This is a genomic window from Pseudomonas cichorii, assembly GCF_003700275.1.
Classification (GTDB): Bacteria; Pseudomonadota; Gammaproteobacteria; order Pseudomonadales; family Pseudomonadaceae; genus Aquipseudomonas; species Aquipseudomonas cichorii_B.
The window spans coordinates 52,199-65,625 of the sequence record NZ_RBRE01000010.1 but is presented as its reverse complement, the minus strand read 5'-3'; the positions used below and the strand labels follow the sequence as shown (position 1 = coordinate 65,625).

The following is a 13,427-nucleotide window of genomic DNA, read 5'->3' as shown; positions in this document are numbered from 1 at the left end:
CCCTAGTTGTTTCCGGGTATTTCCAGAATTTGAAATGCATAAATTGAGCGCATGCAGTTGCCTACAGTTTGTAAAAGATATAGTTGGAGGATGTCTTGTTGTCGACGTGCACGCCACGACTGCCAAGTGACTCATGCAACTTTGCATCGTCGATACGCACACGCCAGTGCACGTCATGCGCATCAGCCTGCTCCAGATCAACACGCTGGATCGCAGCAATCAGCTCATTCCTGAGAGGCAGCATTCATGAGTAAAGCATGGTTTATCACCGATACGACACGTGGGCCAGGAACAGAAATCGCTAAAGCAGCGCTCGCTACCGGTGATAAGGTCGTAGTTACAGACCGGGATTTACAGGTTTTGATAAGTGCACTGGGCAGTCATGATCATCTACTCCCACTTGCACTGGACATCACTAATGAAGCACAAGCAATCGCGGCAATATATTCAGCCGTCGAGCGTTTTGAACAACTCGATGTTCTCGTCAACCCTGTCACCGCCATCTCCCCCCCAATACGCCGGCCCGCTGCCTCAAGCCACAAACACGATTAATCAATCCTGCACATAGGTGCATTCTTTTTATACGGTTATTACAGATTATTTCACGCCTTATTCTTGTCGCCCCACCTGACCTTTGCATGATTGCGGTGTTTCTCAACGCCCGGAATTTGCATGACCGATAACGATACAAAGCAGGACCTAATGAAAACAGACACTTCCTCGACTTCTACAAACGCCGCCAGCCCGACTGCTGCCTGGGGCGCAGTGCTGGCCATGGCCATGGCAGCCTTTGCACTGGTGGCTTCTGAGTTCATGCCCGTCAGCCTGTTGACCCCGATCGCCAGGGATCTTCTGGTGACTGAAGGCCAGGCCGGACAAGCCATTGCCGTTTCCGGTGCATTCGCGCTGATCACCAGCCTCTGCGTGTCTGCGCTGGCAGGACACCTGAATCGCAAGGTGCTTCTGGCCTCGTTGACGCTGCTGATGATCATCTCGGGAACCGTGGTTGCCTTTGCGCCCAATTACGCCGTATTCATGGTCGGTCGCGCTCTGATTGGTGTGGCCATTGGCGGTTTCTGGTCGTTGTCGGCGGCTACCGCCATGCGCCTTGTCCCCGAAGACAAGGTGCCTCGCGCATTGGCGATCCTTAACAGCGGCAATGCACTTGCAACGGTTATCGCCGCGTCCTTGGGCAGTTTTCTCAGCTCTATCATCGGATGGCGACTGGCGTTCTTTGCCGTTGTCCCGGTGGCAGTCATCGCCTTGTGCTGGAAGCTGTTCAGCCTGCCCTCAATGAAACCTGAAGCCGAGCGGCGGTCCGGCAACGTGTTCAAATTGCTCAAGCGCAAGCCTGTCGCTTTCGGCATGGCGGCTTCGAGCCTGTTTTTCATGGGGCAGTTTTCGCTCTACACCTATCTGCGCCCTTTTCTTGAAAGCGTGACACAGGTAGACGTATCGACCTTGTCGTTTCTCTTGCTGCTGGTAGGCGTGGCAGGGTTTCTCGGAACCTTGCTGATTGGCGGGCTGCTGAAAAACGGCGTCTACCGGGTATTGACCTTCATCCCCTTGCTGATGGCTGTTCTGGCTATCTCGCTGACCTATGCCTATGTGGGTAGCTCGCTGTGGCTTACTGCCGTTGCGCTGGGGCTTTGGGGGCTGGTCGCCACGGCAGCCCCCGTGGGCTGGTGGACCTGGCTGGCAAGGACAATGCCGCAGGATGCCGAGGCCGGTGGCGGATTGCTGGTTGCCGTGGTGCAGTTGGCAATCATGCTCGGCGCAACGCTGGGTGGCGTGCTTTTCGATCATTACGGCTACAGTGCCACATTTGAAATGAGTGCCGCGCTGTTGATCATATCGGCAGTGCTGACCGTCATGACTGCGCGAGCCCAGGAGCAGGAAGCTCAACATGCATGTGACTCCCCTGCCCAGACTGCGCAGGCATGACGCCCGGATTGCCTTTGGTGAACTATGGCACGGACAACGCCGGATCAGCCGCCGACACATTGCCCGACAACTGTCCCGGATCCACATCATGCCGCGCGCCCCAGTCAGCAAGGTTCTTCGGCCGATAACCGGAGTCCTTCCTCCAGCGCTCAAACACTGACGCATCAATGGTTTCATTGATGACGGTGGTAATGCTGGTTCCGTTATCTATCGGCGCGGTCCCGATCGGGCGATAGTAATGTTTGCCCAAGGTTACGACCTCATAGAGACCATGGGCCATTTCGGCATAGGAATCCCTGATCGGGCAGCCTGCCTCGTCGCCATCTAGGGTCACTTCACTGTTGAATATCAGCCCATGGCTTGCGGCCTTGTTCATCAACCATTGCAGGGGTACCTGGGCCAGCAGGTCATTTTCATAACCGCCACCGACATTGGCGTGTGCCCCGACGAACCAGCGCTGTTCGACGTCAGCCAGATCGCGGGGCTTGTAGGTGTCGCCCTGCTTCGGTGTCTGTTTTTGCCACAAGGTCGGTTTGAACGCTTCGCGATGTTCGTCGATGGCCATGGCGTGATAGGCGTAGGTGTCATTGATTCGCAGGTCTGTCTCAAGGAAGGCAAAGTCTTCGCTGCTGATATGCGGCGCCCACGGCAACGGCACACCGAGTGCGCCCACAGTGTCCCATACACCCTGGAACCACACGGGGATCGGCCGGGAGTAACGCTTGAGCCATTTGTCTTCCTGCGACAGATCGTTGTCATCGATATGCGCCAGGGCGCGAATGGAATGCTCGGCCTTGCCCTTGCGATAACGCTCGTAAAGCTGCTTCAAGGAAATGGGCGAACCGGGTTTGAGCAGGCCACAAATGGAAATGAATCCGGCAAGGCTTCGGGCGGTAAAGGCTCCGCGGCTGAAGCCGAAAATGAATATCCTGGCATCGGGCTCATAGTGATCGACCAGCCACTCGTAGGCGCTGAGGACTTCCTGATTGATGCCGATACCAAACATCCCGCCGGCAATATGATCCCCGGCCTGGGTACCTACACCGGCACTGTAGTAACAGAGTTGCTCGGGCGATTTGTTGCATAGGGATTTGGCGCGGTACACGTTGGTATTATCGTCCACATTGTTCCAGGTACCGTCCAGAAACAGCGCAATGCGTTTGACATCAGACATGAGTAACTCCTGTAACGTCTGCTGATAATTACTGTAGGGCGGTCGTCGTTTGCCGTCGTTGCCAGAAAGGCTGATCCTGCCAGCGACTTTCCTCGTGATACCAGGCTTGTATGTGAGCCATATAGGCTGATTCGATACGCTGTAGCTCGGCCTGATAAAGACTCAACGCCTCCCCGTCGCCCTGTAACTGCAGATGGGTGGCTTGCGCTCCCGCAAGGCCAGTGTAGAGCGCATTGAACAGTCCTTGCGCCGACAGCGGGTCAAAAGATAGCGCCGCGTCGCCAACCGCTAGCCAGTTCTCTCCCGCCACCTGTTCCAGCATGGCCGTATGCGCCGCGCAAAACCCGTGCTGTTCGCTGGCAGTAAAGCCATGGCTGGCAAGGTTACTGCGCAACTCAGGCACATTTTGCAGTCGGGCCAGCAGGCCTTCGCTGCTGTAGGCAGAGCCAGCGGTATCCAGGTCCGCGTCGGTATAAAAGGACAGCAGCCTGCGATTGCCGGGAAGTGGTGATGTGTACCACCAGCCTCCGGCTTCCGCATGTAATTCACTGATGCCGCCCTCGATACGATCCTCGCCAAACACCCAACCACAGACCAGTTTGTCCTTGATCAGGCGTTTGTAGCCAAGCAGCCTGGCAAAAGCGCTGCTGCGGCCGGTAGCGTCGATGACGAAGCGGGTATCAACCGTCAAGCGCTGCCCTGCGCGCTCAAACTCCAATCGCCAGGGAGTATCGCCTGAAGGCTCGTGAATGTTGACCAGCCGGGTTTTCTGCAGCAACGCCGCGCCGCGTTTTTGCGCAACCTGCAATAGCCAGGCATCGAACAACCTGCGATCCAGGTGCCAGCCATGACCATCCAGATTGCGCATGGCGTGTTGATCCCATGACTGGTGACTGCCCCAGGCTCCACGGCTGGCAAGGCAAGGGGCATGGTTCTGCTGCAAAAATTCATCCAGCAGACCCATATCCCGAAACAGCCGTCCCGCCGCCGCAGGCAGCGACTCGCCAACGCTCAGACCTTTGCCCTCCCCTTTGTCCACCATCAGGACGTTATGGAAAGGTGCCAGGTTGAGCGCCAGAGAGCATGCCGCCGGACCACTGCCAAGTACCAGCACATCGGCCTTGAGGTCGGCAACGGTCGACATCAGCGTGGTTGACCGCGTCCGAAGCGTTGGACTTTTTCAATGGTCATGAGATCCACGGATTCAGCCCGAGTACCGCTAAAGGCACCCACAGACAACAGCGGTTCGTGGTGAGCTGTAGGTTTGGCATCTTTGTGCGGAGCGCCCATGTCCTTGATCGGTACATGCTGGTCTTCCACTTCGATATGCGCGGGAAAGTTCTCCCTGTCGCCAGGTCCTGGATGCACCTCTACAACGCCCAGATGATCGAAGTGATGGATCATATTGTTGATCTGGTCGGTATAGCTGGTGCTACCCAGTGGCTCGATCCACGAAGCACGATTGGCGAAGGCAGCCAGGCGTTCACCCAGCGGCTTTTTCTCGTCCATGACAATCTCATAGTTCTGTTTGGTCAAGACCTGGTTCGGAACCCTCGCAGGCCAGAACGAAGGCACATACGGGTCATAGTTCTTGTCATAGCCAGAACGGCAACTGGCAGTGTCGGTTTGCCAGGGCACGGCCATCCAGCGCGTGATACCACCAGGCTGCTGACCGCAGAGCGGACCATTAGGCAGGTTGATTGCATCGTAGGTGATGACTTCTCCCAAGCCCGGCGCGATCCAGCCTTCCAGTGCATGGGCAAAACGGAACGGTGCCATGTACATAGTGCTGGTCCGCACCGGCCAGGTCATTTCACAGCCGGGGTGGAAAGCATCGGCGAGACAGAAGTCCAGCGCAGCCTTGGTCAGCATGTCGCCTTGTTCGGCAAGCGGCACCTTATCCAGGGAAACTGGCCAGATTCGGGACGGGGAATAGTCCTCGACAAAATCGCCTGCTGCCCATTGCGCCAACATTGCCAATTGAGTGGCGCTCAGGGAAGCATTCTGCCGTGGTGTCTGGGCCGCCGGCACTGCCATTGCATCACCGTACAACCAGGGCCAGGGTTTGGGCGACCAGCTGTCCACCGCATCGTTACGGAACGAGTTGGCGATGGTGCGGCGTAGTTCGGTATAGGTATTGCTCGCGCTGGACAGGCGTGCAAGTGCCTGTGGCGTGACCAGGTCATTGGCACCTTTCCAGCCAAAACCCGCAGCGAAACCGGCGTTTACCCACTGCAAACCCGCCAGTCGCTCGAAGAGCGGCAGAATGTCGAAAGTAAAGCTTGGTCGCACCGGCATCGGCAAGTTGCCTGCGTTGATAGCGACATCGCGCATCAGGTCCCACATGGTCCGCACGGACTTTCGTTGCGGTCCGAAGTTAGGCGGTGCGACGACGATCCAGGCAGGATCGACCATCAATTGCTGCCCCAGATAAGTCACCTCGGCATTCACCGGCCCGTCCGAAGTATCGTCATACCAGCCTTCATTGTTGGCGAAGGTGATTGCCCGGCTATCGTCATACGAAGCCGCAGCACCATGGCCACCCAGGACAATCAGGCGTCCATTCTCATCGGTAAAGGTTTCACCCAGATAGACCTTCTGGCCCATGAACTGGCCGTCATCGAACTTCTTGGGTTTTGAGTTCTTGCCTGAGACTGTTTTTGCCTTGGGCCTGATTGCCAGTTGCGTCCGGTCAGCAATGGCAGCATTGCGCAGCGTCGTTGGCGGCGCCGATGCCGCCTCGGGGATATCGAGGGCCAGCTGAAAGCCATACCAGGCAGACTTCTCGTTACCCAACTGGACATTCCAGCGGATCTTCGCGTTATCGGGAGTGAGTTCATTAACGATCTCGCCCTTGGCATTCACACCATAGACCCGAAACCTGGCAGCCTGGCGCTTCAGTTGTTTTTTCGCATCGCGGTAATAACCCGGCGATTGCGCCGGTGGATTATCGACCTCCGGGCCGACAAACCATTCCGATTCACTGGAGCCTACCCGGGCCACGCCGATTGCAGGGTAAATCACCGCTTTGACAATGCATGTGTCCTTCTCGACCGGATAAGACATGCCGGTGGCTGAAGTCTGCGCCCCCGAGTAAGGACAAGAAGCAGGGCGTGGCGAGGACGGATCCTGTAAACCCTGGCCGTTGGCTTCATGGCGCGCGTTTGCGCCAGCTGCGTAAACCATCTTGCGTGCTTCGGCAATCGAGCCAACGGGCGTCTGTGCCAAAGGAACGCGCCAGATATTAAAGCCCAGCCCCTGGCCATACTCAGCCTGTCCGCGAGTGGCAATGTCCTGTTGGGACAGCGTCAGCGTCGCAACATGCACGAAAGGACTTTCACTTTCCGGCCACTCCACGGTGGCCTGGTCGAGCGGCATGCTTTTCTTGTTGGTCCGCAATTGCACCATGAAGCGGAACTGGTACTCCCGCTGTTCAAGGCGCCGGCCCAGGTCGACGGCCAGGTAATCGGTGGCGTCGTTGGCGACATTCTCCGGTGGCGTCACCGGATCAAGGCGATATTTGACGTAATGCTGCTCACCCGACTTGAAAGGCAGAATGGCCCAGTATTGCGTGGTCAGCACACTCCCTTCGATCTTGTCGCCCATCCGGTTGAGAATGGCATTGGTCTTGGGGTGCTTCTTCAGATAGCCTGGATAATCCCTGGCTACTACGCCTGCATAGGTGAACTCGGTCATTTCCTTGGCGTTGTCGACAAAGAAGACCGGGAAGTTCTGCATGATGAAGTCGGCGGTGTCTCCGCTCTCCCCCAAGGCCTTGGGACCGGATACTCCGTACAACTTGATGGCGATGCCAACGGTACTGCCCAGATCGGGCGATGTCGGTGTGGTATCGCTGGAGAATCGAACCCATGCATCGAGGCTGTCATGGGCAAACACACCCACTTTCAACTCGGCTGGAATGTTCTTCTCCATGACCAGCCGGCCACTGGCGACGCCATGCAGCTTGCGAAAGACTGCCCGTTCGGCCGGACGCTGGCCAAGCTTGATACGACCCTCCTGAACGATACCCACGAACATTTCGGTGAGACGCTCAGGTGCCTGGTCGGCACGGTCAAAACACGATGGAATTGGATCGGCTTCATTGCTCATGCTCACTCTCCCTGCTGGCTGAATCATCGGTAACTGCAACTGAACAGATGACGGGTCTTCTAGGCTGAGACCTTGGTAAGGCGCCACATTAGCTCAGCGTGAAGGCCAATTGCCATAGTGCATGGGAGAGTATTTTAGGTTTGTCGCATGGTGAGAGGCAGGACGTCGTTTCCTTGCCTCACGGCAACGAGTGTTTCACCGCTTGTGAAGTTTGCTGTTTCAAGCGCTGTTGCACACCCTGACAACAGCGTTGCTCGGGAACATCAACTCCCCCCAACCAGCACCCGCATCCGCAAAACCTTATCCGCCGCCGTTACATAAACCCAATGCCGGTCCCCGGCAGAACAGAAAGCCAGGTTGCCGGTATCCTTTGCCGCCACCAGCAGTTTCCCAAGCAATTCCCCCTGTGCAGAAAACACCTGGATACCTTCCTTGCTACTGCTCCAGACATTGCCTCGCTCGTCGACCTTGAGACCATCCGGGATGCCGGAGGTAATCTCGGCAAATACCCGGCCATTGCTCAACACCCCGTCGCGCACCTCATAAACCATGACGCGATGGGCCAGTTTCGGGTTCTTGAAGTCATGGGCCAATTGCGAGTCGGCTACATACAGCAGGCTTTGATCGGGTGAAAAGGCCAGGCCATTGGGTGCGTGCAGGCCGGGGGTGTTCAGCCGGGTCAGTTGCTCACGCTTCGTGTCGTAGCGATACAGGTACTCTCCGCCCTGTTCCGGCGTACCGCCGTAACTTTCGGCCTTGTTCTGGACGCCAAAGGTTGGATCGCTGAACCAGATATTGCCGCTGTCATCGACCACGACATCGTTCGGGCTGTTCAGACGTTTGCCCTGATATCTGTCGACGACGGTGCGCCATTTGCCATCCGCTTCCTGCCGTACAATCGCCCGTTCTCCGTGAGAGGCAGCAATAACGCGACCTTCGGCATCCAGAGCATGTCCATTCTGGTAATGGGCCGGATCCAGCCATGTGGAGACGCCTTCACCCTCTTTCCAGCTCATGACCTTGTTCGCCTTCACGTCACTCCAGATCAGGCGGCCATCGGGCAGGCATAGCGGACCTTCTGCCCACTGCGCCTTGCTGGTAAGCACTTCTACCTGCGCGTCGGGTTTGATCAGTGTGGAGAATTGCGGGTTATTCGCGACCAGAGTAATGGGCGATGCCAATGCATGATGACTGGCCAGGAGAGCACCGCCCAACAGTAGCACCGATGTTTGTTTGCGTAATTGCCGGAAGAGCCGATCCATATTTCGTCCTGATATCTATATGCACAAGGCGACAGATAGCTATGGAGACTGCCCGGTCCTGAAAGTTTAACGACAGGAAGCGATTGAAGCTTCCCGTAACTATTTTCACACGCTGATAGACCTGCTCAACGCCCCCTGATCGCATAGATACCGCCCGCCAGCACCAGAGCGGCACCCACCGCCGTATAGAGGTCGGGGAGCTCGCCAAAGACCAGCAACCCTACCAGCGTGGCAAACACCAGCAGCGAGTAATTGAACGGCTGCAGAACGGTAGCCGGGGCATATTCGAGGGCCTTGATCAGCAACAGGTGCGCGGTCATCCCGGCAATCGAATAGACCCCAAGCAGCATCCACTCCCGAGGCGATGGCGGCAGCCATGCGGGTATCCCGAAGCACGAGGAAGCCAGCGCGCCGACCACGGCCATGTAGAACAGGTTGGTCGCGAAGGAATCCGTCTGGCCAATGTGCCGGGACAGCAGGTTGTAGCAGGCAAAGGCCAGTGCGGCCAACAGTGGAATCAGCGCGGCGGGATCGAAAATCGCGAAGCCCGGCCGCAGGATCACCAGAGTGCCAGTAAAGCCCACCAGCGCAGCGGCCCAGTGCCGCATGCTGATTCTCTCGCGTAACAGCCAACCCGCCAGGGCCAGCGTCAACAGTGGAAAGACCGCAAACAAGGCATGACTTTCAGCGAGCCCCAGATATTTCAGTCCCCAACTGAACAGCGCCGCTTCGCCGAGAGCAAGCAATGCACGTGCAATCTGTAACACCGGAAAGGCGCTGCGGGCCGAAGCCTTGGCAATGCCCTTCCCGGCCAGATAGACGATCGCCACCAGCAGGAACGTCCAGTAGCGCACCATCAGCAGTTGGGCGACGGCGAAATCCTTGACCAGAAACTTGGTGATAGCGTCCTGGGACGCAAATATCAGCATTGCCAGCAAGCACATGGCTATTCCGCGACGCTGTCTGTCGCTGCCTGCCGTTACATCCGTCATATCAGAGTCCCTTCAAATATCAATGACCCACTTTACTCGCTCCAGTGCCTTGGCCAAACCTTGCCGTGATCGATTGTGTGCTGGAGCCAGCAAGGTGTCTCGCCCACCTCCAGGTACAGACACCTGAAAAGATGTTTCAAATGCAGGAATCTTGAACAAGAATAAAAGACATCGAATGCTCTTTGATCACCAGCGGAGTCGCAAACCATGAGTGCCGTCAGTTCGTTCGCAGCCCGGCTGCGCATCTACCCCATCATTCAGGCACCCATGGCCGGTGTTGCCACGCCTGAACTGGCTGCCGCCGTATCAAACGCCGGAGGTCTTGGCTCGCTGGGGATCGGTGCCAGTAATGTTGCCCAGGCCAGAGCGATGATCGAGCAAACCCAGGCCCTGACCACGCGGCCTTTCAACGTCAATGTCTTTTGCCATGCTCCGGCCTTGCGCAACGAGTCTCTGGAAAACCAATGGCTCCAGCACCTGAAACCATTGTTTGAGGAATGCGGCGCGCAGGTGCCCGTGGCGCTCGACGAGATTTACAAAAGCTTCATCGCGGACGATGAAGTGTTTGAAATGCTCCTGGAAACGCGGCCTGCGGTGGTCAGCTTTCATTTCGGTCTGCCTGCCGGGCAGCAGCTGGATGCGCTAAAGAGCGCAGGTATCTACACCCTGGCAACAGCGACCAACCTGCAGGAAGCACGGCAGATCCAGAAGCTGGGAATCGATGCGATTGTGGCTCAAGGCATTGAGGCGGGTGGGCACCGGGGCTTTTTCGATCCAGAGGCGCTCGATGAACAGTTGAGCATGTCGGTGCTGGTCCGATTGCTGGTCAAGCACATTGATCTGCCGATCATCGCCGCGGGCGGAATCATGGATGGTCAGGGGATCAATGCCGCCCTCGAGCTGGGTGCCGCGGCAGCCCAGCTTGGCACTGCATTCATCCTCTGCCCGGAATCCGCAGCCAACGCAGCCTATCGCGCCAATCTGAAGAGCGAGCGCGCAGCGGTCACTCGTCTGACCCCGGCGCTGTCGGGCCGTCCGGCACGAGGTATTCTCAATCGGTTCATCAGCCATGCCGAGCATGCGGCAATAAAAGTCGCCGCGTACCCGGTAGCCTATGACGCCGCCAAGCAGCTCAATGCCGTGGCCGCCAGGCTGGGCAACCACGAATTCGCCGCGCACTGGGCAGGCCAGGGCGCTCCGCTGGCGCGTGAGCTAGCGGTGGACGAGCTGATGAATCAGTTGATCAATGAGTGGCGCGGCGAACAGCAGCGGGGTTGAGATGTGGCCACAAGGGAACAGCTTTTTCGCGGTGAGAAAAAGCTGTTCCTGATGAGCCGTACAACTTGTGTCAGGCACGGACCTCTGCAATGGCGCGGTCCAGAGCCTTCTGGAAAAGCCCGGCCAGCACATCGATTTCCTCGGCCTGGATAATCAGCGGTGGCAGGAATCGCACCACTGCGCCATGGCGCCCGCCCAGCTCCAGAATCACGCCCAGGTGCAGGCACTGGCGCTGAATGGCCTGAGCCAGGGCCGTATGCGCTGCCGGTACACGACTGTCGCCTGCAGCTTCGCTGACGATTTCCACACCCACCATCAGACCGCGGCCACGCACCTGGCCCAGGCATGGATAGTCGCTCTGCAACTGACGCAGAGCCCCCATCAGTCGTTGTCCCATGACGTCGGCGTGCCCCGGCAGGTCTTCGCTGATGATATGCCGCAGGGTTGCCGCGCCCGCCGCCATGGCCATCTGGTTACCGCGGAATGTGCCGGCATGTGCGCCGGGTTTCCAGGTATCCAGCTCTTCGCGGTAGACCACCACCGCCAGCGGCAAGCCACCGCCGATGGCCTTGGAAAGCACCAGGATGTCGGGCTCGATCCCCGCATGCTCAAACGCAAACAGCTTGCCGGTCCGGCCTATGCCGGTCTGCACTTCATCGATGATCAATGCCACGCCATGCTTGCGGGTCAACTGGCGCAAGCCCTGCAGCCAGCGTACCGGGGCCGGGATCACCCCGCCCTCGCCCTGCACGACCTCGACCACTATCGCGGCAGGTGGCAGCACGCCCGATTCCGGGTCGCCGAGTAGCTGCTCGATAAAGTGCAGCCCGGCATCGATCCCGGCTTCGCCACCGATACCGAACGGGCAGCGATAGTCATAGGGATACGGCAGAAACTGCACATCGGCCATCAGCGAACCCAGTGCCTGTTTCGGCCCAAGATTGCCCATCAGGCTCAAGGTCCCCAGAGTCATGCCGTGATAACCGCCGGAGAACGACATGATCGGTTTGCGTCCGGTTGCGATCCGCGCCAGCTTCAGGGCCGCCTCGATGCCGTCGGCGCCGGTTGGACCACAGAACTGGATACGCGCATGCCGGGCAAAGTTTTCCGGCAAGGCGGCGAACAGGTCTTCGACAAAGCGATCCTTGACTGGCGTGGTCAGGTCCAGGGTGTGCAAGGGCAAGCCGGAATCCAGGGTCTCGCGCATGGCCGCAATGGCCACTGGATGGTTATGGCCCAGCGCCAGAGTCCCCGCTCCCGCCAGGCAATCCATGAACAATTGGCCCTGAGTGTCGCGCACATAAAGGCCATGCGCCTCTTGCAGTGCCAGGGGAATACGTCGCGGATAGGAACGCGCATTCGACTCTCGGGCAGCCTGGCGCTGCAGATAGGCATTACTGTTCAGTTCACGCGGTGCCTGTTGGCGAAACTGTTCCAGCGTAAAGGTTGCGCTGGACGAGACACGGGGCTGGACGCTTTCCATATTGAATCCCTGAGGTTGAAAACACAGTCGCGGGCGATCAGCCCTGTCCTTGAACCTGCATGGCCTGGCGCAGGCTCAACGGGCGCATATCGGTCCAGACCTTCTCGATATAGCTCAGGCACTCTTCCTTGCTGCCCTGCATGTCGAGCGTGCGCCAGCCGGCAGGCACACTGCGATAATCCGGCCAGATCGAGTACTGTTCCTCATCATTGACTACAACCAGAAAGCGCGTATCCGGGCTGTCCAAACTCATTGCTTGCTCCTTGACATATGATGGAAAAACTTTCGATACATTACTACGAATGGTAGCAATTCTCATTAATATTTTATTGCTCGAACATCGTTTACAAAGGGCAACATCGTTGATGAACAGTCGCAAGACGCTGACGCCCTGTTTATACTTCCAGCCCCTCTGAACGATAACTGCTCTCAACAAGCAGCCCACGGATGCGCCGATGATTCCCAGCCTTGCGCCGTTGTTCACTGGTCCACTTGCCGACTATGGCGAAAAACTGCAACTGCGCAGCCAGCCTCGCGAAGACGTGCCGGGTGACCGCTTCTTCGAGCATCAGCACTTCAGTGCTTTCGTCGATGACCTGCTGCAGCGTTATGAAACCGACGAGCGACTGGCGCTGGTGTCGTTGTGGTCCAAGTGGTACTTCAGCACCTTTCTGGCTCCGGCAATGGCTGCCAATCTGCTGCTGCACCTCGACCTGCCGCTGGCCCTCGCCGACACCGGAGTGAAGATCGGCAGCGATTCCAGGCCAAAGGCACTGCATCTTGCGCATGCCGGACAACCCCTGCTGCCCTGCTCTGCCTTCGAGCGATTTCATGGCCTGATCGAAAATCATCTGACGCCCGTCATCGAAGCCCTGGTCAAGGTCACCCGCGCATCGCCCCGACTGTTCTGGAGCAATGCCGGCAATACCTTTGAATTCGTCACCACCCGCCTCGACCTGCATCCGCTGGCCAGCGCTCACAGCACCGCACCGGCCAGGGAAATCCTCAACGCCCGGCTGATGCCTGACGGTCGACGCAATCCACTGTTCACTCCTGTGCGCTACCAGGAAGTCGGCGAGGACGAACCCCGCCGTACCCGGCGCATCTGCTGCATTCGCTACCGGCTTGCCGGTGTCGGTTATTGCAGCAGTTGCCCGCTGGATGAAGCTGGAAGCCATAATTAG

At 58.0% G+C, this 13,427-nt stretch carries 12 protein-coding genes; 4 read left to right on the top strand and 8 right to left on the bottom strand.

The annotated features are described in order from the left end of the window. Positions 1 to 61: 61 nt before the first annotated feature. On the bottom strand, positions 62 to 244 hold the full coding sequence (locus tag ALQ04_RS02225) for a hypothetical protein (protein ID WP_122314229.1): 183 nt from the start codon (positions 242 to 244) through the stop codon (positions 62 to 64). Positions 245 to 246: 2 nt separating this feature from the next. Between ALQ04_RS02225 and ALQ04_RS02220 the strand changes: the two genes are divergently transcribed. Both ALQ04_RS02220 and ALQ04_RS02215 read left to right on the top strand, forming a co-directional pair. After that, positions 247 to 552: an SDR family NAD(P)-dependent oxidoreductase gene (locus ALQ04_RS02220; protein ID WP_122314228.1), complete on the top strand. Its 306-nt coding sequence runs from the start codon at positions 247 to 249 to the stop codon at positions 550 to 552. Positions 553 to 702: 150 nt separating this feature from the next. Next, positions 703 to 1,944 (top strand): MFS transporter, encoded by a 1,242-nt coding sequence (locus ALQ04_RS02215; protein WP_259644878.1) that lies wholly within the window; start codon positions 703 to 705, stop codon positions 1,942 to 1,944. A gap of 22 nt (positions 1,945 to 1,966) precedes the next feature. Here the strand turns inward: ALQ04_RS02215 and ALQ04_RS02210 are convergent, their stop codons facing one another. From ALQ04_RS02210 to ALQ04_RS02190, 5 genes are all read right to left on the bottom strand, one after another. Then, positions 1,967 to 3,118 (bottom strand): DUF2235 domain-containing protein, encoded by a 1,152-nt coding sequence (locus tag ALQ04_RS02210; protein ID WP_122314227.1) that lies wholly within the window; start codon positions 3,116 to 3,118, stop codon positions 1,967 to 1,969. A 28-nt stretch (positions 3,119 to 3,146) separates the two neighbouring features. After that, complete coding sequence (locus tag ALQ04_RS02205; RefSeq protein WP_122314226.1) at positions 3,147 to 4,262, bottom strand: NAD(P)/FAD-dependent oxidoreductase; 1,116 nt, start codon at positions 4,260 to 4,262, stop codon at positions 3,147 to 3,149. Beyond that, positions 4,262 to 7,228, bottom strand: coding sequence for a LodA/GoxA family CTQ-dependent oxidase (locus ALQ04_RS02200; RefSeq protein WP_122314225.1), 2,967 nt, complete (start codon positions 7,226 to 7,228; stop codon positions 4,262 to 4,264). The genes ALQ04_RS02205 and ALQ04_RS02200 overlap by 1 nt, the downstream gene beginning before the upstream one ends. 263 nt (positions 7,229 to 7,491) lie before the next feature. After that, positions 7,492 to 8,451 (bottom strand): SMP-30/gluconolactonase/LRE family protein, encoded by a 960-nt coding sequence (locus ALQ04_RS02195; RefSeq protein ID WP_183142088.1) that lies wholly within the window; start codon positions 8,449 to 8,451, stop codon positions 7,492 to 7,494. A gap of 164 nt (positions 8,452 to 8,615) precedes the next feature. Further along, on the bottom strand, positions 8,616 to 9,482 hold the full coding sequence (locus ALQ04_RS02190; RefSeq protein WP_122314223.1) for a DMT family transporter: 867 nt from the start codon (positions 9,480 to 9,482) through the stop codon (positions 8,616 to 8,618). Between the two features lie 207 nt (positions 9,483 to 9,689). Here ALQ04_RS02190 and ALQ04_RS02185 point away from each other — a divergent pair, with 207 nt between their 5' ends. Further along, positions 9,690 to 10,760 (top strand): nitronate monooxygenase family protein, encoded by a 1,071-nt coding sequence (locus ALQ04_RS02185; protein WP_122314222.1) that lies wholly within the window; start codon positions 9,690 to 9,692, stop codon positions 10,758 to 10,760. A 70-nt stretch (positions 10,761 to 10,830) separates the two neighbouring features. Here ALQ04_RS02185 and ALQ04_RS02180 read toward each other — a convergent pair whose 3' ends face one another. Both ALQ04_RS02180 and ALQ04_RS02175 read right to left on the bottom strand, forming a co-directional pair. Then, complete coding sequence (locus tag ALQ04_RS02180) at positions 10,831 to 12,243, bottom strand: diaminobutyrate--2-oxoglutarate transaminase (protein WP_122314221.1); 1,413 nt, start codon at positions 12,241 to 12,243, stop codon at positions 10,831 to 10,833. Between the two features lie 37 nt (positions 12,244 to 12,280). After that, positions 12,281 to 12,496 (bottom strand): MbtH family NRPS accessory protein, encoded by a 216-nt coding sequence (locus tag ALQ04_RS02175; RefSeq protein ID WP_122314220.1) that lies wholly within the window; start codon positions 12,494 to 12,496, stop codon positions 12,281 to 12,283. A 202-nt stretch (positions 12,497 to 12,698) separates the two neighbouring features. Here ALQ04_RS02175 and fhuF point away from each other — a divergent pair, with 202 nt between their 5' ends. Next, a complete protein-coding gene (fhuF, locus tag ALQ04_RS02170; RefSeq protein WP_122314218.1) occupies positions 12,699 to 13,427 on the top strand; it encodes a siderophore-iron reductase FhuF in 729 nt (242 codons plus the stop codon).